General features: G+C 64.7%; 19 protein-coding genes. 11 read left to right on the top strand and 8 right to left on the bottom strand.

Translation table 11 applies throughout. The features are described from left to right. Nucleotides 1-8: 8 nt before the first annotated feature. Nucleotides 9-1,292: a Zn-dependent hydrolase gene (locus WM94_RS10535; RefSeq protein WP_061551142.1), complete on the bottom strand. Its 1,284-nt coding sequence runs from the start codon at nucleotides 1,290-1,292 to the stop codon at nucleotides 9-11. A gap of 137 nt (nucleotides 1,293-1,429) precedes the next feature. Further along, a complete protein-coding gene (locus WM94_RS10530; RefSeq protein ID WP_013973311.1) occupies nucleotides 1,430-2,920 on the bottom strand; it encodes an NCS1 family nucleobase:cation symporter-1 in 1,491 nt (496 codons plus the stop codon). 341 nt (nucleotides 2,921-3,261) lie between these two features. Here WM94_RS10530 and hydA point away from each other — a divergent pair, with 341 nt between their 5' ends. The 3 genes from hydA (at nucleotide 3,262) to preA (ending at nucleotide 7,558) form a co-directional block, all read left to right on the top strand. Continuing rightward, nucleotides 3,262-4,701, top strand: coding sequence for a dihydropyrimidinase (gene hydA / locus WM94_RS10525; RefSeq protein WP_061551141.1), 1,440 nt, complete (start codon nucleotides 3,262-3,264; stop codon nucleotides 4,699-4,701). Between the two features lie 214 nt (nucleotides 4,702-4,915). Continuing rightward, the gene (locus WM94_RS10520) at nucleotides 4,916-6,283 is read left to right on the top strand and encodes an NAD(P)-dependent oxidoreductase (RefSeq protein ID WP_061551140.1); all 1,368 of its coding nucleotides are present in this window, start codon (nucleotides 4,916-4,918) and stop codon (nucleotides 6,281-6,283) included. After that, on the top strand, nucleotides 6,284-7,558 hold the full coding sequence (gene preA / locus WM94_RS10515; protein WP_061551139.1) for an NAD-dependent dihydropyrimidine dehydrogenase subunit PreA: 1,275 nt from the start codon (nucleotides 6,284-6,286) through the stop codon (nucleotides 7,556-7,558). A gap of 147 nt (nucleotides 7,559-7,705) precedes the next feature. On the opposite strand, the gene WM94_RS10510 is transcribed toward preA, so the two are convergent. The 6 genes from WM94_RS10510 to gnd form a co-directional block, all read right to left on the bottom strand. After that, nucleotides 7,706-8,326, bottom strand: a complete 621-nt coding sequence (locus tag WM94_RS10510) for a TetR/AcrR family transcriptional regulator (RefSeq protein ID WP_015270992.1) — start codon at nucleotides 8,324-8,326, stop codon at nucleotides 7,706-7,708. Nucleotides 8,327-8,483: 157 nt separating this feature from the next. After that, nucleotides 8,484-8,771, bottom strand: coding sequence for a HigA family addiction module antitoxin (locus tag WM94_RS10505; protein WP_025339798.1), 288 nt, complete (start codon nucleotides 8,769-8,771; stop codon nucleotides 8,484-8,486). A gap of 15 nt (nucleotides 8,772-8,786) precedes the next feature. Then, a complete protein-coding gene (locus tag WM94_RS10500; protein ID WP_039613156.1) occupies nucleotides 8,787-9,065 on the bottom strand; it encodes a type II toxin-antitoxin system RelE/ParE family toxin in 279 nt (92 codons plus the stop codon). A 116-nt stretch (nucleotides 9,066-9,181) separates the two neighbouring features. After that, a complete protein-coding gene (locus WM94_RS10495) occupies nucleotides 9,182-10,978 on the bottom strand; it encodes a glycoside hydrolase family 15 protein (RefSeq protein ID WP_061551138.1) in 1,797 nt (598 codons plus the stop codon). A gap of 144 nt (nucleotides 10,979-11,122) precedes the next feature. Next, nucleotides 11,123-12,628: a glucose-6-phosphate dehydrogenase gene (zwf, locus tag WM94_RS10490; RefSeq protein WP_061551137.1), complete on the bottom strand. Its 1,506-nt coding sequence runs from the start codon at nucleotides 12,626-12,628 to the stop codon at nucleotides 11,123-11,125. Then, nucleotides 12,625-13,659: a phosphogluconate dehydrogenase (NAD(+)-dependent, decarboxylating) gene (gene gnd / locus WM94_RS10485; RefSeq protein WP_123085144.1), complete on the bottom strand. Its 1,035-nt coding sequence runs from the start codon at nucleotides 13,657-13,659 to the stop codon at nucleotides 12,625-12,627. The genes zwf and gnd overlap by 4 nt, the downstream gene beginning before the upstream one ends. A gap of 152 nt (nucleotides 13,660-13,811) precedes the next feature. Between gnd and WM94_RS30430 the strand changes: the two genes are divergently transcribed. The 8 genes from WM94_RS30430 to WM94_RS10450 all read left to right on the top strand — a co-directional run bounded on the left by WM94_RS30430 (nucleotide 13,812) and on the right by WM94_RS10450 (nucleotide 26,260). Then, a complete protein-coding gene (locus tag WM94_RS30430; RefSeq protein ID WP_015270996.1) occupies nucleotides 13,812-13,979 on the top strand; it encodes a DUF6026 family protein in 168 nt (55 codons plus the stop codon). A gap of 594 nt (nucleotides 13,980-14,573) precedes the next feature. After that, on the top strand, nucleotides 14,574-16,133 hold the full coding sequence (gene glgA, locus WM94_RS10480) for a glycogen synthase GlgA (protein ID WP_061551136.1): 1,560 nt from the start codon (nucleotides 14,574-14,576) through the stop codon (nucleotides 16,131-16,133). A gap of 14 nt (nucleotides 16,134-16,147) precedes the next feature. Beyond that, nucleotides 16,148-17,890 (top strand): malto-oligosyltrehalose trehalohydrolase, encoded by a 1,743-nt coding sequence (treZ, locus tag WM94_RS10475; RefSeq protein WP_061551189.1) that lies wholly within the window; start codon nucleotides 16,148-16,150, stop codon nucleotides 17,888-17,890. After that, nucleotides 17,887-19,956, top strand: coding sequence for a 4-alpha-glucanotransferase (malQ, locus tag WM94_RS10470; protein WP_061551135.1), 2,070 nt, complete (start codon nucleotides 17,887-17,889; stop codon nucleotides 19,954-19,956). Before treZ ends, malQ begins: the two co-directional genes overlap by 4 nt. After that, nucleotides 19,953-22,727, top strand: a complete 2,775-nt coding sequence (locus tag WM94_RS10465) for a malto-oligosyltrehalose synthase (RefSeq protein ID WP_061551134.1) — start codon at nucleotides 19,953-19,955, stop codon at nucleotides 22,725-22,727. The genes malQ and WM94_RS10465 overlap by 4 nt, the downstream gene beginning before the upstream one ends. A 14-nt stretch (nucleotides 22,728-22,741) precedes the next feature. Next, nucleotides 22,742-22,990, top strand: a complete 249-nt coding sequence (locus WM94_RS10460) for a DUF2934 domain-containing protein (RefSeq protein ID WP_061551133.1) — start codon at nucleotides 22,742-22,744, stop codon at nucleotides 22,988-22,990. A 153-nt stretch (nucleotides 22,991-23,143) separates the two neighbouring features. Continuing rightward, the gene (gene glgX / locus WM94_RS10455; RefSeq protein WP_013973331.1) at nucleotides 23,144-25,297 is read left to right on the top strand and encodes a glycogen debranching protein GlgX; all 2,154 of its coding nucleotides are present in this window, start codon (nucleotides 23,144-23,146) and stop codon (nucleotides 25,295-25,297) included. A 153-nt stretch (nucleotides 25,298-25,450) separates the two neighbouring features. Continuing rightward, entirely contained in the window at nucleotides 25,451-26,260 is an 810-nt protein-coding gene (locus tag WM94_RS10450) for an endonuclease/exonuclease/phosphatase family protein (protein WP_015271002.1), read from the top strand. Nucleotides 26,261-26,538: the final 278 nt, after the last annotated feature.

Genomic DNA, 26,538 nt, shown 5'->3' with positions numbered 1-26,538 from the left:
CCGCTCCACTATGCCGCCAACCGCCCACTGGCAATCGCCTCCGACGCCGCCAGCATCGCGCGCAGCAACACTGCGCAGCCCGCAGCCAGGTCCTCGGGCGTGGCGTTCTCGATCTCGTTATGGCTGATACCGTTCTCGCACGGCACGAATATCATCCCCGCCGGCCCCAGTTCGGCCAGGAAGATCGCGTCGTGCCCCGCGCCGCTGACGATGTCCATGTGCGGCAGGCCCAGCGCCTGCGCCGATTCGCGCACGGCATCGACACACCCTTTATCAAAGTACAACGCCGGGAAATCAGCCGTAGGCACCAATTCGTGGCTCAGGCCATGCCTGGCACAGGTCGCCTCGATCACCGCACGCACATCGGCAATCATCGCATTCAGCTGCTCACCCTCCAGGTGGCGGAAATCCAGGGTCATGCGCACTTCGCCCGGGATCACGTTGCGCGAGCCCGGGTAGGCCTGCAGGCACCCCACCGTCCCACAGGCATGGGGCTGGTGGCCGAGGGCGGTGCGGTTGACTGCCTCCACCACTGCCGCCGCGCCGACCAGGGCGTCCTTGCGCAGGTGCATGGGCGTAGGGCCGGCGTGGGCCTCGACACCGCGCAAGGTCAGGTCGAACCACTTCTGGCCCAGCGCGCCCAGCACCACGCCGATGGTCGTGCCCTGATCTTCGAGGATCGGGCCTTGCTCGATATGCGCTTCGAAATAGGCCCCCACCGGGTGGCCTGATACAGCACGCGGGCCGGCGTAGCCGATGGCGTTCAACGCCTCACCAACACTGACACCCTGGGCGTCGCGCTTGGCCAGAGTTTCCTCCAGCGTGAACTTGCCGGCGAACACCCCGGAGCCCATCATGCACGGCGCAAAGCGCGAGCCTTCCTCGTTGGTCCACACCACCACTTCCAGCGGTGCTTCGGTTTCCACGCCGAGATCGTTGAGGGTACGAATTACCTCCAGCCCGGCCATCACCCCGAAGCAACCGTCGAACTTTCCACCGGTGGGCTGGGTGTCGATATGGCTGCCGGTCATCACCGGGGGCAGCTTGGGGTTACGCCCAGGGCGACGGGCGAAAATGTTGCCGATGGCGTCGATGGTGACCGTGCAACCGGCGGCCTCGCACCACTGCACGAACAGGTCGCGGGCCTGGCGGTCGAGGTCGGTCAAGGCCAGGCGGCACACGCCACCCTTGGCGGTGGCACCGAGGCGGGCCAGGTCCATCAGGGACTGCCACAGGCGGGTGCTGTCGATGTGGTGCTGGGTGGATTGCAGTACTTGTTGGGCTGGGGTCATGGGATTTTCCTCAGGCATTTTTGTTGTCTGTGCCGGCCTCTTCGCGGGTAAACCCGCTCCCACAGGTACAGCGTTGGCCTCAGGACCTGCGCTGTACCTGTGGGAGCGGGTTTACCCGCGAAGAAGCCGGCGCGGTCTCACGGCAAAGGCTTGACCACCCGCGCCGGGCTGCGCGCGACCACACGGGCCAAGAGGTAATACAGCGCCCCACCCAGCAGCGAACCGGTGAACCAACCGTAGTCGTAGAACCAGCTGAAACTGCTGTTGCCAATCGCCATGACGGTCAGCGCCACCGGCAACGCAAAGGCGGCAAAACCGGCCCAGTTCCATGCCGGGTACACGTCGTCACGGTACAGCCCGGCCAGGTCCAGCTCCTGCCGGCGGATCAGGAAGTAGTCCACCACCATAATCCCGGCGATCGGCCCCAGCAGGCTCGAATAGCCCAGCAGCCAGTTGGAGTACACGCTCTCCAGGCTCAGGTCGGAAACGATCCAGCCCAGCTTCTTCAGCAACTCATGGCCCATCAGCGCCAGGCCGATGAAACCGGTCAACCACACCGCGCGGCTGCGCCCGATCAGGCGTGGGGCGATGTTCTGGAAGTCGTTGGTCGGCGACACGATATTCGCTGCAGTATTGGTCGACAGCGTGGCGATCACGATCAGCGCCATGGCCAGGGCCACCCAGAACGGGCTGTGGATCTTGCCGATCAGGCTGACCGGGTCGGACACGGTCTCGCCAACCAGCGATGCCGAGGCAGCAGTCAGCACCACGCCCAGCGAGGCGAACAGGAACATGGTCAGCGGCAAGCCGAAGATCTGCCCGAGAATCTGGTCCTTCTGGCTGCGGGCGTAGCGGCTGAAGTCGGGGATGTTCAGCGATAGCGTGGCCCAGAAACCGACCATGGCGGTAAGCCCGGCGCAGAAGTAGCCGAGCATGTTCGCCCCTTCCGGGCGCTTGGGCGGCTGGGCCAGCAGTTCGGTCATCGACATGTGCGGCAAGGCCCAGAACAGAAGGCCGACGCCGACCGCCACCAGCAGCGGTGCCGACAGCGTTTCGAGCCACTTGATCGACTCGGCGCCACGCAGCACCACCCACAGGTTCAGGCACCAGAAGATCATGAAGCCGATCACCTCGCCGGTGCCGCCCAGGGCCTTCCAGCCGTCGAACACCGAGCCAAGGAACAGGTGGATGGCCAGGCCACCGAACATGGTCTGGATGCCGAACCAGCCACAGGCGACCACCGCCCGGATCAGGCATGGCACGTTTGAGCCGAGTATGCCGAACGACGAACGCAGCAGCACCGGGAACGGAATGCCATACTTGGTGCCAGGGAAGGCGTTGAGGGTGAGCGGGATCAGCACGATCAGGTTGGCCAGCAGAATAGCCAGCAAGGCCTCGCCCACGCTGAGGCCGAAGTAGGCGGTCAGCACGCCACCGAGGGTGTAGGTGGGCACGCAGATGGACATGCCCACCCACAGGGCGGTGATGTGCCATTTGTTCCAGGTGCGCTGGTGCACCTTGGTCGGGGCGATATCGTGGTTGTAGCGCGGGCTGTCGAGGACATCGCTACCTTCGGACAGCTCGAACAGGCCATCGCGCTCGACCACTTCCGATCTGCTCTGCTGCATGGGGGCTCTCTCCAGATTTTCTTCTAGTTGTTGCCCATCGGGCTGATGCGATGGCCGGAGTACTCACGGTTCATGTGCTTGAAAATCTCGACCAGATTTTCATCTTGTCAAGTAAGTCAAAGCATCAGAAAGCTACGCAGCCAGCGCGAATAATTAAATTAACCCTTTAATTTCAATTAGTTAAAAACCACAAAATTAATGGGAAAATTTTCTTGCCGAATCGCGGATCAGCATCTAGCCTCGAATCTTGTCAGGCCTGACAGGATTAACCGCCCTGCCCGCCCTGCATCAAGAAAACTCCAAGAACCGGCCCAGACCGGTCAGCCTGCGAGGAAAACGGCATGTCCCTGTTGATCCGTGGCGCCACCGTGGTCACCCACGAAGAGAGTTACCCCGCTGATGTCCTGTGTGCCGATGGCCTGATCCGTGCCATTGGGCAAAACCTCGAACCGCCCACTGACTGCCAGATCCTCGACGGCAGTGGCCAGTACCTGATGCCCGGCGGCATCGACCCGCACACCCACATGCAGCTGCCGTTCATGGGCACGGTGGCCAGCGAGGATTTCTTCAGCGGCACCGCCGCGGGCCTGGCCGGTGGCACCACCTCGATCATCGACTTCGTCATCCCCAACCCGCAGCAGTCGTTGCTTGAGGCCTTCCACACCTGGCGCGGCTGGGCGCAGAAAAGCGCCAGCGACTACGGCTTCCATGTCGCCATCACCTGGTGGAGCGAGCAGGTAGCCGAAGAGATGGGCGAACTGGTAGCCAAACATGGGGTGAACAGCTTCAAGCACTTCATGGCCTACAAGAATGCGATCATGGCCGCCGACGACACCCTGGTGGCCAGCTTCGAGCGCTGCCTGCAACTGGGTGCGGTGCCCACCGTGCATGCCGAGAACGGCGAACTGGTGTACCACCTGCAGAAAAAACTGCTGGCCCAGGGCCTGACCGGGCCGGAAGCCCACCCGCTGTCACGCCCATCCCAGGTCGAGGGTGAAGCGGCCAGCCGAGCCATCCGCATTGCCGAGACGCTGGGCACACCACTGTATCTGGTGCACGTTTCCAGCCGCGAAGCGCTGGATGAAATCGCCTATGCCAGAGGCAAGGGCCAGCCGGTCTACGGCGAAGTCCTGCCCGGCCATCTGCTGCTGGATGACAGCGTCTACCGTGACCCTGACTGGGCCACCGCCGCAGGCTACGTGATGAGTCCCCCGTTCCGTCCGCGTGAACACCAGGAGGCGCTGTGGCGCGGGCTGCAATCGGGCAACCTGCACACCACCGCCACCGACCACTGCTGCTTCTGCGCCGAGCAGAAAGCCATGGGGCGCGACGATTTCAGCCGTATCCCCAACGGCACTGCCGGCATCGAGGACCGGATGGCGGTGCTGTGGGATGCCGGGGTCAACAACGGGCGCCTGTCGATGCATGAGTTCGTTGCGCTGACCTCCACCAACACCGCGAAAATCTTCAACCTTTTCCCTCGCAAGGGTGCCATTCGTGTTGGTGCCGACGCCGACCTGGTGCTGTGGGACCCGCAAGGCACCCGCACCATCTCGGCCAAGACCCACCACCAGCAGGTGGACTTCAACATCTTCGAAGGCCGTACCGTGCGCGGCATCCCCAGCCATACCATCAGCCAGGGCAAAGTGCTCTGGGCCGATGGCGACCTGCGCGCGGAAAAAGGCGCGGGGCGGTATGTGGAACGGCCGGCGTATCCGTCGGTGTATGAAGTGCTGGGGCGCAGGGCCGAAGTGCAGCGGCCGACGCCCGTCCAGCGCTGAAGCCATTGGGGCTGCTGCGCAGCCCATCGCCGGCAAGCCAGCTCCCACAGGAATAGTGCTGCTCTCAAGGACGTGGCTCTCCTGAAGGAACCAGCTCTTACAGGGATGGCACTGCTCTCAAGGACAACACTGTACCTGTGGGAGCTGGCTTGCCGGCGATTGGGGCGCACCGCGCCCCCATTCCAAGCCCCATATAAAAAGAGAGGCTACAACCGTGATCGACGCCCTGAACCACTTGCCGCGCCCACGGGCCGGCGCCGACCAGCTGGCCGAGCGCTTCAGCGACCTGGCCCCACCCCTCACCGCCCGTCAGGCCGCCGTCGAAAGCGCACGCTGCCTGTATTGCTACGACGCCCCCTGCGTCAACGCTTGCCCCAGCGACATCGACATCCCGTCGTTCATCCACCGCATCAGCGACGAAAACCTGCAAGGCGCCGCCGAGCGCATCCTCTCGGCCAACATCCTCGGCGGCAGTTGCGCCCGCGTCTGCCCCACCGAAATCCTTTGCCAGCAAGCCTGCGTGCGCAACAACGCGCAGGAATGCGCACCGGTGCTGATCGGCCAGCTGCAGCGCTATGCTCTGGACAACGCCCACTTCACCGAGCACCCGTTCCAGCGCTCGCCGGCCACCGGTAAGCGCATCGCCGTGGTCGGTGCCGGCCCTGCCGGGCTGTCGTGTGCCCACCGCCTGGCCATGCACGGGCATGATGTGGTGGTGTTCGAGGCCAGCGACAAGGCCGGTGGCCTCAACGAGTACGGCATCGCCCGCTACAAGCTGGTGGACGACTACGCCCAGCGTGAAGTGGAATTCCTGCTCGGCATCGGCGGCATCGAGATCCGCCATGGCCAGCGCCTGGGCAGCAACTTTGGCCTGGGCGAGCTGCGCGACCAGTTCGACGCAGTGTTCCTCGGCCTGGGCCTGAATGCCGTGCGCCAGCTCGGCCTGCCTGATGAAGAAGCCCCCGGCCTGCTCGCCGCCACCGCCTACATCCGCGAACTGCGCCAGGCCGACGACCTGAGCCAGTTGCCCCTGGCCGACCGCTGCCTGGTGATCGGCGCCGGTAACACCGCGATCGACATGGCCGTGCAGATGAGCCGCTTGGGTGCCCGCGACGTCAACCTGGTGTACCGCCGTGGCCATGCCGACATGGGTGCCACCGGCCACGAGCAGGACATCGCCAAGGCCAACCAGGTGCGCCTGCATACCTGGGCCCGCCCCGATGCCGTGTTGCTGGACGACAGCGGCAAGGTGCGCGGTATGCGCTTTGCCCGCACCGAGCTGGCAGACGGCCGCCTGCGCGACACCGGCGAAACCTTCGAACTGGCTGCCGATGCCATCTTCAAGGCCATCGGCCAACGCTTCGACGACACCAGCCTCGTCGACCCGGTGGCCGCACAACTGGCGCGCGACGGCGAGCGCATCCGCGTCGACGAAACGATGCAGACCAGCCTGCCGGGCGTCTATGCCGGCGGTGACTGCACCGCCCTGGGCCAGGACCTTACCGTCCAGGCCGTGCAACACGGCAAGCTGGCCGCCGAAGCCATCCATGCCCAACTCATGCTCAACGTGGAGGCTGCGTAAATGGCCGACCTGTCCATCAAATTTGCCGGCATCAAGGCACCCAACCCCTTCTGGCTGGCCTCCGCTCCGCCAACCGACAAGGCCTACAACGTGGTCCGCGCCTTCGAGGCCGGCTGGGGTGGCGTAGTGTGGAAAACACTCGGTGAAGACCCGGCGGCAGTCAACGTGTCGTCGCGCTACTCGGCGCATTACGGCCCCAACCGCCAGGTGCAGGGCATCAACAACATCGAGCTCATCACCGACCGCTCACTGGACATCAACCTGCGCGAAATCACCCAGGTGAAGAAGGACTGGCCCGACCGCGCACTGATCGTGTCGCTGATGGTGCCCTGCGTGGAAGACTCGTGGAAGTTCATACTGCCGCTGGTGGAAGCCACCGGGGCCGATGGCATCGAACTGAATTTCGGCTGCCCGCACGGCATGCCGGAGCGCGGCATGGGCGCGGCGGTCGGCCAGGTGCCGGAGTACGTGGAGATGGTCACCCGCTGGTGCAAGACGTACTGCTCGCTGCCGGTGATCGTCAAACTCACGCCGAACATCACCGATATCCGCCAGTCGGCCCGCGCCGCGCACCGTGGCGGGGCGGATGCGGTGTCGTTGATCAATACCATCAACTCGATCACCAGCGTCGACCTCGATCGCATGGTCGCCCACCCCATCGTTGGCGACCAGAGCACCCATGGTGGTTATTGCGGTTCGGCGGTGAAGCCGATTGCCCTGAACATGGTCGCGGAAATCGCCCGCGACCCGCAGACGCGCGGCTTGCCGATCTGTGGAATTGGCGGCATCGGCAGTTGGCGTGACGCAGCCGAGTTCATGGCCCTGGGCAGTGGCGCTGTACAGGTGTGCACGGCAGCGATGCTGCACGGCTTCCGCATCGTCGAGGACATGAAGGACGGCCTGGCGCGCTGGATGGACCAGCACGGGCACCCCAACATCGAAGCGTTCCGCGGCCAGGCGGTGGGGCATACCACCGACTGGAAGTACCTGGACATGAACTACAAGTCGGTGGCGCACATCGACCAGCAAGCATGCATTGGCTGTGGGCGCTGCCACATTGCCTGTGAGGACACTTCGCACCAGGCGATTGCCAGTACGTTGCAGGCTGACGGGACGCATACCTACAGCGTGATCGAAGAGGAATGCGTGGGCTGCAACCTGTGCCAGATCACCTGCCCGGTGGAGAACTGCATCGAGATGGTGGCCCAGGATACCGGCAAGCCGTACCTGAACTGGACGCAGGACCCGCGCAATCCCTACCGCGAGGCCAGTTGAGGCAATTGGGGCTGCCTTGCAGCCCTTCGCGGGCACGCCCGCTCCCACAGGGATCGCGCCGCTTGGGAGGGCAGCGAAACACCTGTGGGAGCGGGCGTGCCCGCGAAGGGCCGCAAAGCGGCCCCAATCGCTCAGCGTACACCGACCTCAAGGCTCCAGCCCGATCCCCCGCAAGATCACGCTGGTCACCGTCTGCACGGCATTTTCAAAGGCCATGTCCGACAACGCCTCCCCGCCATTGAGCAACGTCACCTGATAACCAAAGTCGGCATAGTGCTGGGTCGAGGCCCAGATCATGTACAAAAGTGCCGACGGCTCCACCGGCAGGATGCGCCCCTCCTCCACCCAGCGGCGGATCTTGGCTTCCTTCAGCTTGGCCCAGGGCACCAGGCTTTCATCCAGGTTCACCCCCAACACCGGCGCCCCGTGCAGCATCTCTTCGGCCCAGATCTTCGAGCCCAGCGGCCGCGAGCGCGAGTGGCCCATCTTCGCCCGGATGTAACTGGTCAGCACCACCCGCGGGTCGTCGAAGTTCTCGAAGCACAGCGCGTCCTGCTTCCAAACATCCAGCAAGTCCTGCAGCACTGCGCGGAACAGATCGTCCTTGGTGCTGAAGTAATAATGCAGGTTGGAACGCGGCAGCTCGGCCTGCTCGGCGATATCACCCATCGACGTGGCGCCGTAGCCCTTCTCGGCGAACACCTTTTCCGCCGCCTGCAGGATCTTCTCGATATTGCGCCGGCGTATTTCGATCTTGTGATTGGCCATCAGGCTTGGGCCGTCCACACCGCCAGCTCATAACCGTCTGGGTAGATGAAATTGAACTCGATGTTGTCGATCTGCCGATCAGTACCGCGAATGCCCATGTGTGCTCCGTGCCGAAGGGGTATGCCCTAGTCTACCCCGGTCGTTTCACACTTTTATATCAGGCGGCCTGAAACAACCGGGTAATCACAGGTTGCTGTCGGTGACGAGCCTGCCAGATATCGTAATCAGCCTGAATGGCCAACCACAACCGTGCGGTACTGATTCCAGCCATCTCCAGGCGTATTGCCAAGTCTGGAGACATCGCAGCGCGACCATGCAATACCCGCGAAAGCGCTTCTCGAGAGAACCCAAGATGCGATGCGAAGGCTTTCACCGTCAGACCTAACGCGGGCAGGACATCTTCACGCAAGGTTTCGCCTGGATGTGGCGGATTGTGCAAAGGCATGCTCAGCTCTCCTTTTCAGTGGTAATCAAGGTAATCGACCAGTTCGACATCCGAACCCACGAAGCGAAAGATCAGGCGCCAGTTACCAGACACACTGACTGACCAGAAGTCCGATAACTCCCCTTTGAGCGGATGCAACTGCCAGCCTGGAACGCTCAAATCTTGCGCAGACATGGCGCAATCAAGAAACTGGAGTTGCCGCTTCAAGCGCTTTGCGTGGGAGGCCTGAATCCCTCGGATGTTGCCCGTTTCATGAAAAATTCGCAGTCCCTTGTGTCGAAAACTGATGATCATGGGTAGCTCGCCGTGTCCATTTGGGAGACGAGCCCAGTGTGACCCCATGCATCACACGAAGCAAAGTATCATGTGTGACTCAATGCGTCACACATTAATTACCGAAGGATGCGACTCTATCCGCAACTCGCCCGATCACGCACCGGGCACTGTGCGCGGTGCAGGTTCAGTGCGGTGTTGATGATGCCGATATGGCTGAACGCCTGGGGGAAGTTGCCGAGCATGCGCTGGCCCGCCGGGTCGTACTGTTCGGCCAGCAGGCCGAGGTCGTTGCACAGGCCGGTCAGGCGTTCGTACAGTGCCTGCGCTTCTGCCTGGCGACCTAGCAGAACATATACGTCGGCCAGCCAGAACGAACACACCAGGAAGGTGCCCTCCCCTGGAGTCAGGCCATCGCTACAGCTGTCGCTGTCATAGCGCAGCAGAAGACCGTTTTTCATCAGGCGCTGTTCGACCTGTTCGAGCGTGCGCAAGAAGCGTGGGTCATCCGCCGGCAGGAAGCCGGTAAGGGCGATGTGTAACAAACTGGCGTCCATCTCGGTCGAGCCATAGGCCTGGACGAAAAAACGGCCGCTGGGGTCCAGGCCCCGCGCGCATACTTCACGACGAATCTCGTCAGCCACCTGGCGGTAATGCTGACCACGCTCGCGGCCTTCCTCGGTGGTGTCGGCCAGCCCTGCGGCACGGTCGAAGGCAACCCAGGCCATGACCTTGGAGTGCACGAACTGCTGCCGGCCGCCGCGCACTTCCCAGATGCCTTCGTCCGGCTGGCGCCAGATGCGCTCGACGTAAGGCAGGATCAGACGTGAGATGGCGGCGCTACGTGGATGGCGAGGCAATCCACCCTTGATTGCCTGGGTCATGGCATCGGCGAGTTCACCGTAGATGTCCAGTTGCATCTGCGCCGACGCTGCATTGCCCACCCGCACCGGTTGCGAGTGCTCGTAGCCGGCCAGCCACGGCAAGGTGTATTCCTGCAGGTCGCGCTCACCGGCCAGGCCGTACATGATCTGCATCTGCTCGGGGTTGCCGGCCACCGAGCGCAACAGCCACTCGCGCCAGGCCTGGGCTTCGTCGAAGTAGCCGAGGTTCATGAAGGCCAGCAGGGTCATGGTCGCGTCGCGTAGCCAACAGAAGCGGTAGTCCCAGTTGCGCTCGTGGCCGATGCGCTCGGGCAGCGAGGTGGTGACGGCGGCAACGATGCCGCCGGTGGGCGCGTAGGTCATGGCCTTGAGGGTCAGCAGCGAGCGGCGCACCAGGGCGGAGTATGGGCCCACCTGTGGGCAGCGGGCGGCGAAGGCCTGCCATTGGTCGATGGTCTGCGCCAGCGCTTGGTCGATATCACAGCCGGGCTGCACCGGCAGGTGCGAGGGCTGGTGGCGCAGGCTGAACACCTGGCGTTCGCCCGCGCCAACGCGAAAGCGGGCGACCGTGTGCTGGTCGCGGGCATGCGGGGGGACGGTGCTGCACAGGATCAGCCGGTCGGGGCCGGCGACGGCGCTGAGGGTCCGCGGGTCCAGGCGTTCTACCCAGGGCACGCTGCGGCCATAGTCGAAGCGCATCACCAGGTCCATCTCGAAGTTGGTTTCGCCTGCGAGGCCCTCGACGATACGCACCAGCGAGTTGACCTCGCCCAGCGGCATGAAGTCGAGCACACGGGCGCGGCCGGTGGCAGTGACCCAGGTGGTTTCCAGCACCAGGGTGTCGTCCAGGTATTGGCGGCTACTGTATTCGACCGGGTCGCAGGGGGCCAGGCGCCAGCGGCCGTTTTCCTCGTTGCCCAGCAGTGCGGCGAATACCGCGGGGGCGTCGAAGCGTGGCAGGCACAGCCAGTCGAGCGAGCCATCGCGGCTGACCAGGGCGGCGCTGCGGCAGTTGCCCAGCAGGGCATAGTCTTCGATGTGGGCAGGCATTGGGGCTCCTTTGTGTGGTTGCCTGTGACGGCCTCTTCGCGGGTAAACCCGCTCCCACAGGTACATCACAGGCCTTGAAACCATCGATATCCCTGTGGGAGCGGGTTTACCCGCGAAAGGGCCGGCACAGGCCTTACAGAAACCTCACCCCAAGCGATGCCACTCGCGCTTGTCCCGCGCCAGCAATTCATTGCCGGCCTCGGGCCCGTCTTCACCGGCCGGGTACTCATGCACCTCGCCGCCCTGGGCCCAGGCATCGATGAACGGCTGCACCGCGCGCCAGCCGTTCTCGATGTTGTCAGCCCGCTGGAACAAGGTCTGGTCACCGGTCAGGCAGTCGTAGATCAGCGTCTCGTAGCCGGTCGCCGGGGTCATCTTGAAGAAGTCCTTGTAGGCAAAGCCCAGCTCGACATTCTCCATCACCAGCTCCGGCCCGGGGCGCTTGGCCTGCAGGTCGAACCACATGCCTTCGTTGGGCTGGATCTGGATCTTCAGGTAATTGGGCTTGGGCCGCTCCAGCTCCGACTCGCGGAACTGCGCATAGGGCGCAGGCTTGAAGCAGATGGCGATTTCGGTATCACGCACGCTCATGCGCTTGCCAGTACGCAGGTAGAACGGCACGCCGGCCCAGCGCCAGTTGTCGATCATCACCTTGAGCGCCACATAGGTCTCGGTCTGGCTATCCGCCGCGACGTTGGGCTCGTGGCGGTAGCCAGGCAACTGCTTGCGCCCCTGTTTGCCGGCGCCGTACTGGCCACGCACGGAATTTTTCAGGGCCATCTTCGCCGACCATGGGCGGATGGCGCCGACCACCTTGGCCTTTTCGCTGCGCACGGCATCGGCGGCGAACGCGGCCGGGGGTTCCATGGCCACCATCGCCAGCAACTGGAACAGGTGGTTGGGCACCATGTCGCGCAGCGCTCCGGTGCTGTCATAGAACGCACCACGGGTCTCGACGCCGACGGTTTCCGCGGCGGTGATCTGCACATGGTCGATGTAGTGGTTGTTCCAGAACGATTCGAACAAGCCGTTGGAGAACCGGCTGACCAGGATGTTCTGCACCGTCTCTTTGCCCAGGTAATGGTCGATGCGGTAGATCTGCCGCTCGCCCATCACCTTCAGCAGGCAGGCGTTGAGCGCCTCGGCGCTGGCCAGGTCGGTGCCAAAGGGCTTTTCCACCACGACCCGGCGAAAGCCGCCGGCCGATTCGTCGAGCAGCCCGGCCTGCCCCAGGCGCTGCGCCACCTCGGGGAAGAAGCGCGGCGAGGTCGCCAGGTAGAAGATGGCGTTGCCATGGCGGGTTGTGTCGATGCGCTTGGCAAGGGCCTGGTAGGTGGCCGGGTCGAGGAAGTCGCCGGTCTGGTAATCCAGGCGCTTGGCCAGGCGTGCCCAGAGCTTCTCATCCAGGCACTTGGCCTTGCCCTCGCCGCCTTTGTCACGCTCGACCATGAACGCGTGCAGGCGTTCGGCGAATTCCTCGGCAGTGGCCGGGTTGTGGTCGACGCCAACAATGCGCAGGTTGCGGTCCAGCAGACCGTCACGGCTGAGGTTGTAAAGCGCCGGCATCAGCAGGCGCTTTACCAGGTCGCCATTGGCGCCGAACAGGAACAGGGTGCATGGCGGAGCAGCCGGAATGCTCTGTTTGGTCATTCGGCTTTTTTCTCGACGTGGCCACCGAAGCCCAGGCGCATGGCCGAGAGAATCTTGTCACCATAGGTGCCTTGCTGCTGGCGCGAGCGGAAGCGGGCGAACAGCGCGCTGGACAGCACCGGCACCGGCACCGCCTGCTCGACGGCGGCGTCGATGGTCCAGCGGCCCTCACCACTGTCGGACACCGAGCCACTGAATTGCGACAGCTGCGGGTCGGCCACCAGCGCATCGGCGGTGAGGTCGAGCAGCCACGAGGTGACCACGCTACCGCGCCGCCACACTTCGGCGATTTCTGCAACGTTCAGGTCGAAACGCTGGTCTTCCGGCAGTTCGTTGCCGCCCTTGCTGCGCAGCAGGTCGAAGCCTTCGGCGTATGCCTGCATCAGGCCGTATTCGATGCCGTTGTGCACCATTTTCACGTAGTGCCCGGCACCGGGTGGGCCGGCATGGATGTAGCCGTGCTCGGCACGCTGGTGCTCGCCGCTGCGGCCATGGGTACGCGGGATGTCACCCACGCCCGGGGCCAGCGCCTTGAACAGCGGCTCCAGGCGCTCGAACACGTCCTTTTCGCCACCGATCATCATGCAGTAGCCACGGTCCAGGCCCCACACACCGCCCGAGGTGCCGACATCCAGGTAATGCAGCCCGCGCTTGGCCAGTTCGGCGGCGCGGCGCATGTCGTCCTTGTAGAAGGTGTTGCCGCCATCGATGATCGCATCGCCCGGCTCCAGCAGTTCGGCCAGTTGGGCGATGGTCTGCTCGGTGGGCTCGCCGGCGGGCAACATGACCCACACCGCGCGCGGCGCTTTCAGCTTCTGTACCAGCGCACCGAGGTCGTGCGCACCCTGGGCGCCCTCGCCCTCCAGACCGGTGATGGCCTCACGGTTGCGGTCATGCACCACAGTACGGTGGCCGGCGCGCATCAGGCGCCTTGCGATATTGCCGCCCATGCGGCCCAGCCCGATGATTCCCAGTTGCATGAGCCGATGCTCCCCTTTCGAAATAAATGACAACACAATCCAGCTTTTCAGATTAGTCCAGCGTACCGCTCGAGGGTTCAGCGACGAACGGCGGGACCACGATAAACAAAAAAGTTCCCAAGACCTGCGAAAGAATTCAGAATGCGCCCGCGTGAAGCGTCTACGCTTTAACTTGTCACCAGCCAAAACCGCGAGGTGTGTCCATGGGTACTTTGATGCCTGCAACCCCAACCCAGACCCTCTATGTCTCCGTGCGCCGTGATGAGCTGCGTAAACTGAAGGACGAACGTGACCAGCTGCGCCAGCAGGTCGCCCAACTGAACCTGCTGCTGGCGCAACAACGCGCTGAAGACAAAGCTGTCAGCCTCTGATTCTACCTTCTTCTCGTGGGAGCTGAACGGCTCCCACCCTGCTTGTCTCTCTCTGATTCCTCTTTTCCAGGCCCGGCTTCTTCGCGGGCAAGCCCGCTCCCACGAAGACTGCGAAAGAATCCAACATCTGCCTTGCGCCCCACTCTGGTGCATTAGCACCTGAAAGCCACAATTTGGCGCACCATCCCCATACCCCCGCCCGCACCTATTCACATTCGGTCACAAACGCCAACGTTTGCGTCTATTCCGCGGCATGACAATAGTGACCAGCGGGTCACCTTTTCATCTATTTCTCTCCTACACTCGGGTTTCGGCCCGCCATTTGCTCAACGGACGAGTGACGAAAAAAAGTCGAACTTTCCGGAACGCGGGCAGGTCAGGAACTAAGTAGGCCAAACGCAAAGGGACTTCCCAGCATCGGCCCACATACCCCACCAGCCCAATCGCCTTCGGCCGGAATGCCGATCGCGCCGTGCCTGCGTGCACGACCCTGGGGCATGGAACGCACTACGCAGAATCCAGAATCAGAGAGAACCAACACGAAACATCGCCACGGGTGCCAGCACCCGGCCAAGCATAGGGACGGAGAGAAGTATGATCAGTGCCGCTGTCGAGCCTCACGTAGATTCATTCAACCCGGACAACCGCGAACCGCTAACCCCGGACGTCGCCACGACAGGCAAGGCACCCGGCGCCCAGCGCCAGCACAACCGCAACAAGCGCAAGATTTTGTTCGTGACCTCGGAAATCGCCGACCTGGTGAAAACCGGTGGCCTGGGAGACGTGTCCGCAGCCCTGCCACGTGCCCTGGCGCACCTGCACGATGTGCGGGTGCTGATCCCCGGCTACCGGCAGGTGATGGAAAGCGACAACCCCATCCACATCGTCGGTGAACTGGGTGGCCACGCCGCACTGCCGCCGTGCAAGATCGGGCGCATGGACATGGCCGACGGCCTGGTCATCTATGTGCTGATCTGCCCGGAGCTGTACCAGCGTGACGGCACTCCCTACGGTGCCAACAACGGCCGCGACTGGCCCGACAACCACATCCGCTTCGCCCGCCTGGGCCTGGCCGCCGCCGAAATCGCCGCCGGCGAAGGCAGGATCCACTGGAAGCCCGAAGTGGTGCACGCCCACGACTGGCCCGCCGGCCTGGCACCGGCCTACATGCACTGGCGCGGGCTGAGCACGCCAACCCTGTTCACCATCCACAACCTGGCCTACCAAGGTGTGTACAGCCGCGGCTGCAGCCCGGAACTGGCAATCCCCGAACACGCCATGCAGCAGGAAGGCATGGAGTTCTACGGCAAGCTGTCGTTCCTCAAGGCTGGCCTGGCCTACGCCAGCCACATCACCACGGTCAGCGCCACCTATGCCCGGGAAATCACTACCCCGGAATTTGGCTGCGGCCTGGACGGTTTCCTCGCCAGCAAGGCCCAGCAAGGCCTGCTCGGCGGCATTCCCAACGGCATCGACGAAAGCTGGGACTCGGCCACCGACAAGCACCTGCAGCACAACTTCAGCATCAACGACTGGGAAGGCAAGGCGCGCAATGCCCAGGAAGTACGCGCGCTGTTCGAACTGCAACCCTCCGAAGGGCCCTTGTTCGCAGTGGTTTCGCGCCTGGTCTACCAGAAAGGCCTGGACCTGACCCTGGGTGTGGCCGACTACATCGTCGAGCAAGGCGGGCAAATCGCGATCATCGGCCGTGGCGAGCCGGAAGAAGAGCAGGCCATGCGCGAACTGGCGCTACGCCACCCGGGCCGTATCGGCGTGCGCATCGGCTTCAACGAAACCGATGCCCGGCGCATGTTCGCCGGCAGCGACTTCCTGCTGATGCCGTCTCGCTACGAGCCATGCGGCCTCAGCCAGATGTACGCGCAGCGCTTCGGCTCGCTGCCGGTAGCGCGCAAGACCGGTGGCCTGGCCGACACCATCGAGTGCGGCGTTACCGGCTTCCTGTTCAACGAGTCCACCGTCGAGAGCTATCGCGAGGCACTCAGCCGCGCCTTTTATGTATATGGCAAGAAGGACCTGCTGAACGCCATGCGCTGCCTGTCGATGACCCAACCGTTCAACTGGTGCCAGGCCGTGGAGCCCTATGCACGTCTGTACGAGGACCTGGTCAAGCAGGCGCAGCACAGCCACTACTGAGCGGGGAGTTGAAGATGCACAGGCATGGCGCACACCTGCTGGACGCCACGTCGGCGCGCTTCGCCCTCTGGGCGCCGGATGCGCGCAGCGTGAGCGTGGAACTGGAGCAGCAGCCGGCCATCGAGCTGTTGCCCGACGATGATGGCTGGTTCACCGGCGTGGCCCCGTGCCAGGCCGGTGACCGTTACAACTACCGTATCGACGGTGCACTGAAGGTGGCCGACCCGGCCTCGCGCTATCAGCCCGATGGCGTGCAGGGGCCGAGCCAGGTGGTGAATGTGGCCAGCTATGCCTGGCGACACCCCTGGCAAGGCCGGCCCTGGCACGAGGCGGTCATACAGGAGCTGCATGTCGGCCTGCTCGATGGCTACGCCGGGGTCGCCCGGCAACTGCCGCGGCTGGCCGAACTGGGCATCAGTGCCGTCGAACTGATGCCGCTGGGGCAGTTCCCCGGCGAGCGCAACTGGGGTTACGACGGCGTGTTGCCCTATGCGCCGCAAAACACCTATGGCAGCCCCGAGCAGCTGTGTGCGCTGGTCGACCAGGCACATGGCCACGGGCTGATGGTGCTGGTCGATGTGGTGTACAACCACTTCGGCCCTGACGGCAATTACCTGCACCAGTACGCCAGCCCGTTCTTCCGCGAAGACCGGCAGACCCCCTGGGGCGCAGCCATCGACTTCCGTCGCCCGCAGGTGCGCGAATTCTTCATCCAGAACGCCCTGATGTGGCTGTGCGACTACCGCTTTGACGGCCTGCGCCTGGATGCCGTGCACGCCATCGACCAGCCCGACTTTCTGGTCGAGCTGGCGCAAAGGGTACGCGCTGCGGTGGAACCGGGCCGCCACGTATGGCTGGTACTTGAGAACGAACACAACCAGGCCTTCCTGCTGGAGCAAGGCTTCGACGCCCAGTGGAACGACGACGGCCACAATGCTTTGCATGTGCTGCTGACCGGCGAAACCGAAGGCTACTACGCCGACTACCAGCAGCGCCCCATCGACCAGCTGGCCCGCTGCCTTGCCGAAGGTTTCGTGTTCCAGGGCCAGGCCAACCGCCATGGCACGCCCCGCGGCGAACCCAGCGCGCACCTGCCACCCAGCGCTTTCGTGCTGTTCCTGCAGAACCATGACCAGGTCGGCAACCGCGCCCTGGGCGAGCGCCTGACCCGCCTGTGCCCACCGCAGGCGCTGCGGGCAGCCACCGGGCTGTTGCTGCTGGCGCCGATGATTCCGCTGCTGTTCATGGGCGACGACGATGGCAGCTGCCGGCCGTTCCTGTTCTTCACCGACTTCCATGACCAGCTGGCCGACGCCGTGCGCGAAGGCCGGCGCGGCGAGTTCGCCCATTTCGCCGCCTTCGCCGACCCCGAGCAGCGCCAACGCATCCCCGACCCCAACGCCGAACAGACCTTCGAGGCCTCCCGCCCGCAAGGCAAGGAAGTGATCGCCGGCTGGCACGGCCTGTACCAGCACCTGCTCGAACTGCGCCGCCGCCATGTGATCCCGCACCTGCCCGGCAGCCGCGCGCTGGGCGCCGAAGTACACGGCGACAAGGCCCTGACCGCACGCTGGTGCCTGGGCAATGGCACCACCCTGCGCATCGACCTGAACCTGGCCGCCACCCCGCAGGTGGTCGAGTTGCCCGCGCCGGCCAACCGCCTGTTCGACAGCAGCGACACCCGGCACCCCGATACCCATCTGGCCGCATACAGCTGCGTGGTCAGCCTGCTTCCCCCTGCCCAGGAGCGCCCATGAGCGAAACCGCCCTGCACCGTCTGGCGAGCCGCGTCGGGCTGAGCCGCGACTGGATCGACGCCAATGCCCGGCCCCAGCGTGTCAGCGACGAGGTACTGCGCAACATACTTGAAGGCCTTGGCCACCCTGCCAACGATGACGCCGCCATCGCCGCCAGCCTGCGCGCCGTGGACGCTGCCGAAGACAGTGAGCACCTGCCGCCGCTGCTGACCGCCGACCTAGGCCAGCCATTGGCACTGGCGCGCTACTTCAGCGCCGCCAGCGTCGCGCACTGCACCCTGGAGGACCACAGCGCCCTCACCCTCAGCCTCGACGACCAGGCCCGCCTGCCCGGCGCGCTGCCCATCGGCTACCACCAGGTGGAAATCGACAGCCGCCGCTTCACCGTGGCCGTGGCCCCGCTGCGCTGCCACAGCCTTGAAGACCAGGTGCAACAGCCGCCACCGCGCTGCTGGGGCCTGGCGGTGCAGCTGTACAGCTTGCGCCGCCCCGGCGATGGCGGCTATGGCGACTGCCTGGCCCTGGAACAACTGGCCCGCGCGGCTGCCGAACGCGGCGCCGATGCCTTGGCCATCAGCCCGATCCACGCCCTGTCGGCCATCGACCAGACGCACTACAGCCCCTACTCGCCCTCCAGCCGCCTGCTGCTCAATACCCTGTACGCCAGCCCAGCCGCGCTGCTCGGCGAGCGGGAGGTGCGCGTGGCCATCGAAGCCTGCGGCCTGGAGCAACAGCTCGAAGACCTTGAGCAAGGCCCGCTGGTAGACTGGCCGCGTGCCGCCAGCGCCCGACAGCGCCTGCTCGAAGCCCTGTACCAGGGCTTCAGCCAGGGCGACCACCCGCTGCGCAAGGATTTCGACAGCTTCCGCGAAGCCGGTGGCCAGGCCCTGGAGCACCATTGCCGCTTCGAGGTGCTGCAGGCCCAGGCCGTGGAGCATGGCCTGGGCGCCGACTGGCGCCACTGGCCCAAGGCCTGGCACGACCCATACCACCCGGAAGTGGAGGCCTTCGCCAACGCCTACCCGGCCAAGATCGAGTTCCATGCCTTCTGCCAATGGCTGACCGAACGGGGCCTGCAACGCGCCCAGGAAGCAGCGCGCGGCAACGGCATGGCGGTCGGCCTGATAGCTGACCTGGCGGTGGGCGCCGACGGTGCCGGCAGCCAGGCCTGGAGCCGCCAGGACGAGCTGCTGGCAGGCCTGAAGGTGGGTGCACCGCCTGACATCCTCAACCGTGCCGGCCAGGACTGGGGCATCTGCGCCTTCTCGCCTGAAGGGCTCAAGCGCAACGGCTACCGCGCTTTCATCGAAATGCTCCGGGCCAACCTCGCCCACGCCGGCGGCCTGCGCATCGACCATGTCATGGGCCTGCGCCGGCTGTGGCTGATCCCGCAGGGGGCCAAGCCCAGCGAAGGCGCCTACCTCAACTACCCGCTGGATGATCTGTTACGCCTGCTGGCCCTGGAGTCGGTGCGCCACCAGGCAATCATCCTCGGCGAAGACCTGGGCACCGTGCCGGACGGCCTGCGCGAGCAACTGGCGGCCAAGGCCGTGCTGGGCATGCGCGTGCTGCCCTTCGAGCAGACCCAGCCCGGCCATTTCAAGCCGATTCTCGACTGGCCGGACAACGCCCTGGCCACCACCGGCACCCACGACCTGGCGCCGCTGGCCGGCTGGCTGGAAAACCGCGACATCGACTGGAGCCACCGCCTGCAACTGATCGATGCTGCCACCGAACTGCACTGGCGCCACGAGCGGCAGAAGGAGCACGATGGTTTGCGCCGCACCCTGGAGGCCAACTACGGCACGCTGCCGAACAACGACGCGCTGATCGACGCTGCCATCCGTTACGTTGGCCACACCCGCGCACCGCTGGTGCTGGTGCCATTGGAAGACCTGCTGGGTTGTGACGAGCAACCCAACCTGCCGGGCACCACCGCCGGCCACCCCAACTGGCGCCGACGCTTTGCCCGGCCGGTACGTGAACTGCTCGACGACGAAGACGCTGCGCGGCGCCTGGAACTGCTGGCCCAGGCCCGCGAACAGGCTTGGGAGCGTGACCGATGAAAGCGCTGACCGCGACCCTGCGCCTGCAGTTTCACAGTGACTTCACCCTCGATCAGGCCGTGCCGCTGGTGCCGTACTTCGCCCAATTGGGCATCAGCCACCTGTATGCCTCGCCCATCCTCAAGGCCCGCGCCGGCTCGCGCCATGGCTACGACGTGGTCGACCCGACCTGCGTCAACCCCGAGCTGGGCGGCGAAGCGGCGCTGCAACGGCTGGTCGCCGCCCTGCGTCAGCACGGCATGGGGCTGATCCTCGACACGGTGTCCAACCACATGGCCGTGGGCGGTGCCGACAACCCCTGGTGGCAGAGCCTGCTGGCCTGGGGTCGGCGCAGCCCGTATGCAGAGTTCTTCGACATCCAGTGGCACTCCAGCGACCCACTGCTGGCCGGCCAGTTGCTGTTGCCGTTCCTCGCCAGCGACTATGGCGTGGCGCTGAAAAATGGCGAGATACCGCTCGAGTTCGACAAGCACCATGGGCTGCTGCAGGTCGCCCATTACCAACACCGCTTCCCGATCTGCCCGGTCGATTATGGCTGGATTCTCGCGCTCAGCCCGGAGCCGGCGCTCAAGGCCCTGGCGGAACGCTTCACCGCGTTGAACGCATCGGCCACGCCGCTGGCCGACGCCCTGCCCCTGCAAGCTGAACTGGCGCGCCTGGCGGGCGAAGGCGCTGACCTCGAATCGGCTCTGGTGGCGTTCGACAGCCGCAGCGAGAATGGCTTCAAGCGCCTGCACCTGCTGTTGGAACGCCAGACCTACCGCCTGGCCAGCTGGCGTACCGCCGCCGACGACATCAACTGGCGGCGCTTCTTCGACATCAACGAGCTGGGCGGCTTGCGGGTGGAACGCGCGGTGGTGTTCGAGGCCACCCACGCCAAGCTGTTCGAACTGATCGAGCGCGGCCTGGTGGACGGCCTGCGCATCGACCATATCGACGGCCTGGCCGACCCGCGCGGTTACTGTCGCAAGCTGCGCCGACGGGTCGATGGCCTGCTGGCACGGCGGCCGTTGAATGCCGCCCTGGAGCATTTCCCGATCTACGTGGAGAAGATCCTCGGCGCCAACGAGCACCTGCACCGCGACTGGCTTACCGATGGCACTACCGGCTACGAATTCATGAACCAGGTTTCGCTGCTGCAGCACGACCCGGCAGGCGAAGCAGCGCTGACCGAGCTGTGGGCCAATGTGAGCGAACGCCCCGACTTCCCCGAAGAAGTACGTCAGGCCCGCCACCTGGTACTCAATGCCAGCCTGGCCGGCGACTGCGAGTCGGTGGCCCAGGCGCTGTTGCAGGTGGCGCGCAACGACCTGATGACCCGCGACCTGACCCTGGGCGCGATTCGCCGTGCCTTGCAGGCGCTGGTGGCGCATTACCCGGTGTATCGCACCTACTTCAATGCCTGCGGGCGCCCGGCAGAAGACGAAGGGTTTTTCCAGCAGGCCCTGGCCAATGCCCGCCTCGACCTCGGCGAAGCCGACTGGCCACTGCTCGAGCACCTGCAACAATGGCTGGGCGGGCAAGCCTGGCGCCGCCTGCCAGCAGGCCGGGCGCGCAAGCAGCTACGCCACGCCTGCGTGCGCTTCCAGCAACTGACCGCACCCAGCGCCGCCAAGGCCGTGGAAGACACCGCCTTCTACCGCAGCGCGCGGCTGCTGTCGCGCAACGATGTGGGCTTCGACGCCGAGCGTTTCAGCGCCCCGCTCGAGCACTTCCACAACGAGGCCCAGCGGCGCCTGCGCGACTTCCCCGACAACCTGCTGGCAAGCGCCACCCATGACCACAAGCGCGGCGAAGACACTCGTGCACGCCTGGCCGTGCTCAGCGAGCGCGGCCCGTGGCTGGCCAGCCGAATGGAACACTGGCGCGAACTGGCCACGCCGTTGCGCACGCAACTGGATGACGGCCTGGCGCCCAGCCCCGGCGACGAGCTGATGCTGTTGCAGACCTTGCTGGGCAGCTGGCCGCTGGACCTCGACCTGCACGATGTCAACGCCCTTGGCCAGTACGCCGAACGCATTCGCCAGTGGCAGCAGAAAGCCCTGCGCGAGGCCAAGCTGCGCAGCAGCTGGAGCGCCCCGAACGAAGCCTACGAAAGCGCCTGTGCCCGCTACATCGATGGCCTGCTGCTGGACGGCGAGAACCAGCAGCTGCGCAAGTCGCTGGCCGACGCCTCACAGCTGCTGGCCTGCCCCGGTGCCCTCAACGGCCTGGTCCAGGCCCTGCTGCGCATGACCACGCCGGGCGTACCGGACCTGTACCAGGGCAACGAATACTGGGATTTCAGCCTGGTCGACCCGGATAACCGGCGCGCCGTGGACTACGCGTGCCGGCGTCGCACCCTGGACGATGCAACGCCGGTTGCCGAACTGCTGGAACACTGGCGCGATGGCCACCTCAAGCAGGCGCTGATCGCCCGGGTGCTGGACTGCCGCCAGGCCCATGCCGAGCTGTTCCGTCGTGGCGCTTACCTGCCCCTGACCGTGCAGGGTCGGCATGCCGACAAGGTGATCGCGTTCGCTCGCCTTGGCGAGGGCGAACGGGCCGTCATCATCGCGCCACGCCTGGCCAGTACCCTGCTGGCAGGTGCACCGATACCCCTGATCCCGGCACAGAACTGGGACGACACCCGGGTAAACCTGCCGTTTGCCTTGTCGCCTGCCAACTCGACGGGACTTTTCCCCAGTGCCGCGGTCAGCTCTTGCAGGGAGCTGATGTTGAGCGCCGTGCTGGCGGAGTTTCCGGTCAACCTGCTGATACAACAATCTTGAACATCAGGAGCGTCATGATGAGTGTTGATGAAAAACGTATCCGCGAATTTGCCTACCAGATCTGGGAGTCCGAGGGTAAGCCCGCCGGCCAGGAAGACCGCCATTGGGACATGGCTCGCAAGCTGGCCGAAGCCGAGGCACTGGCACCCAAGGCGGCGCCGCGCAAACGGGCCCCGGCCAAGCCCAAGGTAGCGGCTGAACCGGTTGAGAAGGCCGTGGCTGTGAAGAAACCCCGGGCGGTGAAAAAGCCGGCTGCCGGTTGAGCCTGCACCGGCCTCTTCGCGGGTAAACCCGCTCCCACAGGTACCCCGTCATCCTCAAGCCTGGCGCTATCCCTGTAGGAGCGGTTTCACCCGCGAAGAGGCCGGTACAGGCCTACGCAGCTCCCTCCACCACCACGGCCACAGAGGACCGCCATGAGCCCCCGCACCCCGAAGAAAACCCGCTCGGTAGCCCCGTCGCGTATCCGCGAAGGCCTGCCCTTCCCCCTCGGCGCCACCTGGGATGGCCTTGGGGTCAACTTTGCCCTGTTCTCGGCCAATGCCACCAAGGTCGAGCTGTGCCTGTTCGACTCCACCGGCGAGCACGAAATCGAACGCATCGAGCTCCCCGAATACACCGACGAGATCTACCACGGCTACCTGCCTGACGCTCACCCAGGGCTGGTCTACGGCTACCGCGTGCACGGCCCCTACGAGCCGGAGAACGGCCACCGCTTCAACCCCAACAAACTGCTGATCGACCCGTATGCCAAGCAACTGGTCGGCAGCCTGCAATGGTCCGAAGCACTGTTCGGCTACACCATCGGCCACCCCGACGGCGATCTGTCGTTCGACGAGCGCGACAGCGCGCCCTTCGTGCCCAAGTGCAAGGTGATCGACCCTGCATTCACCTGGGGCCGCGACCAGCGCGTGCAGATCCCCTGGGAGCGTACGATCATTTATGAGGCCCACACCCGTGGCATCAGCATGCGCCACCCAGCGGTGCCGGAAGAACTGCGCGGCACCTTCGCCGGCCTGGCCAATGACGAGTTGCTCAAGCACATCAAGGAGCTGGGCGTTTCCAGCATCGAGCTGCTGCCGATTCACGCCTTCGTCAACGACCAGCACCTGCTGGACAAGGGCCTGAACAACTACTGGGGCTACAACAGCATCGCCTTCTTTGCGCCCCACCCGCGTTACCTGGCCAGCGGCAAGATCGCCGAGTTCAAGGAAATGGTCGCACACCTGCACGACGCCGGGCTGGAGGTGATCCTGGATGTGGTCTACAACCACACCGCCGAAGGCAACGAGCGCGGCCCCACGCTGTCGATGCGCGGTATCGACAACGCCTCGTACTACCGCCTGATGCCGGACGACAAGCGCTATTACATCAACGATTCCGGCACCGGCAACACCCTGGACCTGAGCCACCCCTGCGTGCTGCAGCTGGTCACCGACTCGCTGCGCTACTGGGCCGGCGAAATGCACGTGGACGGCTTCCGCTTCGACCTGGCGACCATCCTTGGCCGCTACCACGACGGCTACAGCGAACGCCACGGCTTCCTCGTCGCCTGCCGCCAGGACCCGATGCTGAGCCAGGTGAAGCTGATTGCCGAACCATGGGACTGCGGCCCGGGCGGCTACCAGGTGGGCAACTTTGCCCCGGGCTGGGCAGAGTGGAACGACCGCTTCCGCGACACCGTGCGCGCCTTCTGGAAAGGCGACGAAGGCCAACTGGCCGACTTTGCCTCGCGCATGACAGCCTCGGGGGACATGTTCAACAACCGTGGCCGGCGCCCCTATGCCTCGGTCAACTTCGTCACCGCCCACGACGGTTTCACCTTGCGCGACCTGGTGTCGTACAACCACAAGCACAACGAGGACAACGACGAGAACAACCAGGACGGCACCGATAACAACCTGTCATGGAACTGCGGTGTCGAGGGGCCAACCGACGACCCGGCCGTGAATGCCCTGCGCATGCGCCAGATGCGCAACTATTTCGCAACCCTGCTGCTGGCCCAAGGCACGCCGATGATCGTCGCCGGTGACGAGTTCAGCCGTACCCAGCACGGCAACAACAATGCCTATTGCCAGGACAGCGAGATCGGCTGGGTGAACTGGGACCTGGACCAGGAGGGCAAAGAGCTGCTGGCTTTCGTCAAGCGCCTCACCCGCCTGCGCCTGGCCTACCCGGTACTGCGCCGCTCGCGCTTCCTGGTTGGCGACTACAATGAGGCGATCGGTGTCAAGGATGTGACCTGGCTGGCACCGGATGGCAACGAGATGAGCGTGGAACAATGGGAAGACCCGCACGGGCGTTGCCTGGGCATGTTGATCGATGGCCGTGCCCAGGTCAGCGGCATTGCCAGGCCAGGCGCCGAGGCCACCGTGCTGCTGATCGTCAATGCCCACCATGACATCGTGCCGTTCCAGCTGCCAACCGTGCCCGAGGGGGATTACTGGAGTTGCCTGGTCGATACCGACCGGCCAGAGCTGCGCAAGGGGCAGCATCTGCAGTTCGACAGCACCTTCGAGGTGAAGGGGCGGTCGTTGCTGCTGATGGTGTTGCAGCGTGATGAGGAGTGAACCTGACAGTTTGGTACCTGTCCCTTGTAGGAGCAGCCTTGTGCTGCGAAGAGGCCTTTACCGGCACAGCAAGTGGTTTGCCTTATCGGCCCTTTCGCAGCACAAGGCTGCTCCTACAAGGATCCGCGCAAACCCGTTGACCGAGGAGTAACCGTGAACCCCGAAGCCGGCAGTAAAGGTTTCGCCAGTGTCAACCAGGCCCCGGCCGTGAAGCGGCTGCGGGTGCTGACGGTGAATACCCACAAGGGCTTCACCGCCTTCAACCGGCGCTTCATCCTGCCGGAACTGCGCGAGGCGGTGCGCAGCACCCAGGCCGACATCGTCTTTCTCCAGGAGGTGCTCGGCAGCCACGACCGCCACGCCGCGCGCTACCCCGGCTGGCCGCAGACCTCGCAGTACGAGTTCCTCGCCGACAGCATGTGGAGCGACTTCGCCTACGGGCGCAACGCGGTCTATCCTGACGGCCACCACGGCAACGCGCTGCTGTCCAAATACCCGATCATCGAACATCGCAACCTCGACGTGTCGATCACCGGCCCCGAACGACGTGGCCTGCTGCACTGCGTCCTCGACGTGCCTGGCCAGCATCAGGTGCATGCCATCTGCGTGCACTTGTCGTTACTGGAAAGCCACCGCCAGAAGCAGCTGCAACTGCTGCGCAAGCTGCTCGAATCCTTGCCCGCCGACGCCCCGGTGATCATCGCTGGCGACTTCAACGACTGGAAATCCCACGGCAACCGCACCTTGGGCCTGCAGCGTGACCTGCACGAGGCCTTCGAACGCCACCATGGCCACCTGGCCCGCACCTATCCTGCGCGGCTGCCGCTGTTGCGCCTGGACCGTGTCTACCTGCGCAACGCCGAAAGCCATGGGCCGCGGATTCTGGGGCACAAACCTTGGTCGCACCTGTCGGACCACCTGCCGTTGTCGGTCGAAGTCAGGCTTAGCAATCATTCTTCATAGCCGCAGCACGGCAAATAGCGAACCTGGCTATACCTAGCCGAATTATCTTGTGATTCAACAAGTTGAACAAAGCCACGGAACCTGAACACATCCTTCACGCTTTCTTGACGCAAGCGGCGCCCTCTCCTTAGCTGAACATATCTAGCAGTAATGATCTCGCGCAGGGCCTCTAGCTCGCGCCTTCGTGCGCGCTGCGAAAAGCCAGGCGTGCTGGTTTGGGTCGCCCACTGTTTTTGCCGTACAGCTCGTGACAACAGGCCAGGTCCTAGGGCTGTAAC

The organism is Pseudomonas sp. ABFPK, from assembly GCF_001586765.1.
Lineage (GTDB): Bacteria > Pseudomonadota > Gammaproteobacteria > Pseudomonadales > Pseudomonadaceae > Aquipseudomonas > Aquipseudomonas asiatica.
This window is presented reverse-complemented; position numbering and strand designations above follow the sequence as displayed.

What these genes read in the sequence shown, in the direction of transcription:
- WM94_RS10530 (WP_013973311.1), bottom strand. Translation starts at nt 2,920, where the DNA reads ATGCAGCAGAGCAGATCGGAAGTGGTCGAGCGCGATGGCCTGTTCGAG.
- zwf (WP_061551137.1), bottom strand. Translation starts at nt 12,628, where the DNA reads ATGACCAAACAGAGCATTCCGGCTGCTCCGCCATGCACCCTGTTCCTG.
- glgA (WP_061551136.1), top strand. Translation starts at nt 14,574, where the DNA reads ATGATCAGTGCCGCTGTCGAGCCTCACGTAGATTCATTCAACCCGGAC.
- WM94_RS10510 (WP_015270992.1), bottom strand. Translation starts at nt 8,326, where the DNA reads ATGGCCAATCACAAGATCGAAATACGCCGGCGCAATATCGAGAAGATC.
- preA (WP_061551139.1), top strand. Translation starts at nt 6,284, where the DNA reads ATGGCCGACCTGTCCATCAAATTTGCCGGCATCAAGGCACCCAACCCC.
- WM94_RS10460 (WP_061551133.1), top strand. Translation starts at nt 22,742, where the DNA reads ATGATGAGTGTTGATGAAAAACGTATCCGCGAATTTGCCTACCAGATC.
- glgX (WP_013973331.1), top strand. Translation starts at nt 23,144, where the DNA reads ATGAGCCCCCGCACCCCGAAGAAAACCCGCTCGGTAGCCCCGTCGCGT.
- WM94_RS10535 (WP_061551142.1), bottom strand. Translation starts at nt 1,292, where the DNA reads ATGACCCCAGCCCAACAAGTACTGCAATCCACCCAGCACCACATCGAC.
- malQ (WP_061551135.1), top strand. Translation starts at nt 17,887, where the DNA reads ATGAGCGAAACCGCCCTGCACCGTCTGGCGAGCCGCGTCGGGCTGAGC.
- WM94_RS10500 (WP_039613156.1), bottom strand. Translation starts at nt 9,065, where the DNA reads ATGATCATCAGTTTTCGACACAAGGGACTGCGAATTTTTCATGAAACG.
- WM94_RS30430 (WP_015270996.1), top strand. Translation starts at nt 13,812, where the DNA reads ATGGGTACTTTGATGCCTGCAACCCCAACCCAGACCCTCTATGTCTCC.
- treZ (WP_061551189.1), top strand. Translation starts at nt 16,148, where the DNA reads ATGCACAGGCATGGCGCACACCTGCTGGACGCCACGTCGGCGCGCTTC.
- hydA (WP_061551141.1), top strand. Translation starts at nt 3,262, where the DNA reads ATGTCCCTGTTGATCCGTGGCGCCACCGTGGTCACCCACGAAGAGAGT.
- WM94_RS10495 (WP_061551138.1), bottom strand. Translation starts at nt 10,978, where the DNA reads ATGCCTGCCCACATCGAAGACTATGCCCTGCTGGGCAACTGCCGCAGC.
- WM94_RS10465 (WP_061551134.1), top strand. Translation starts at nt 19,953, where the DNA reads ATGAAAGCGCTGACCGCGACCCTGCGCCTGCAGTTTCACAGTGACTTC.
- WM94_RS10505 (WP_025339798.1), bottom strand. Translation starts at nt 8,771, where the DNA reads ATGCCTTTGCACAATCCGCCACATCCAGGCGAAACCTTGCGTGAAGAT.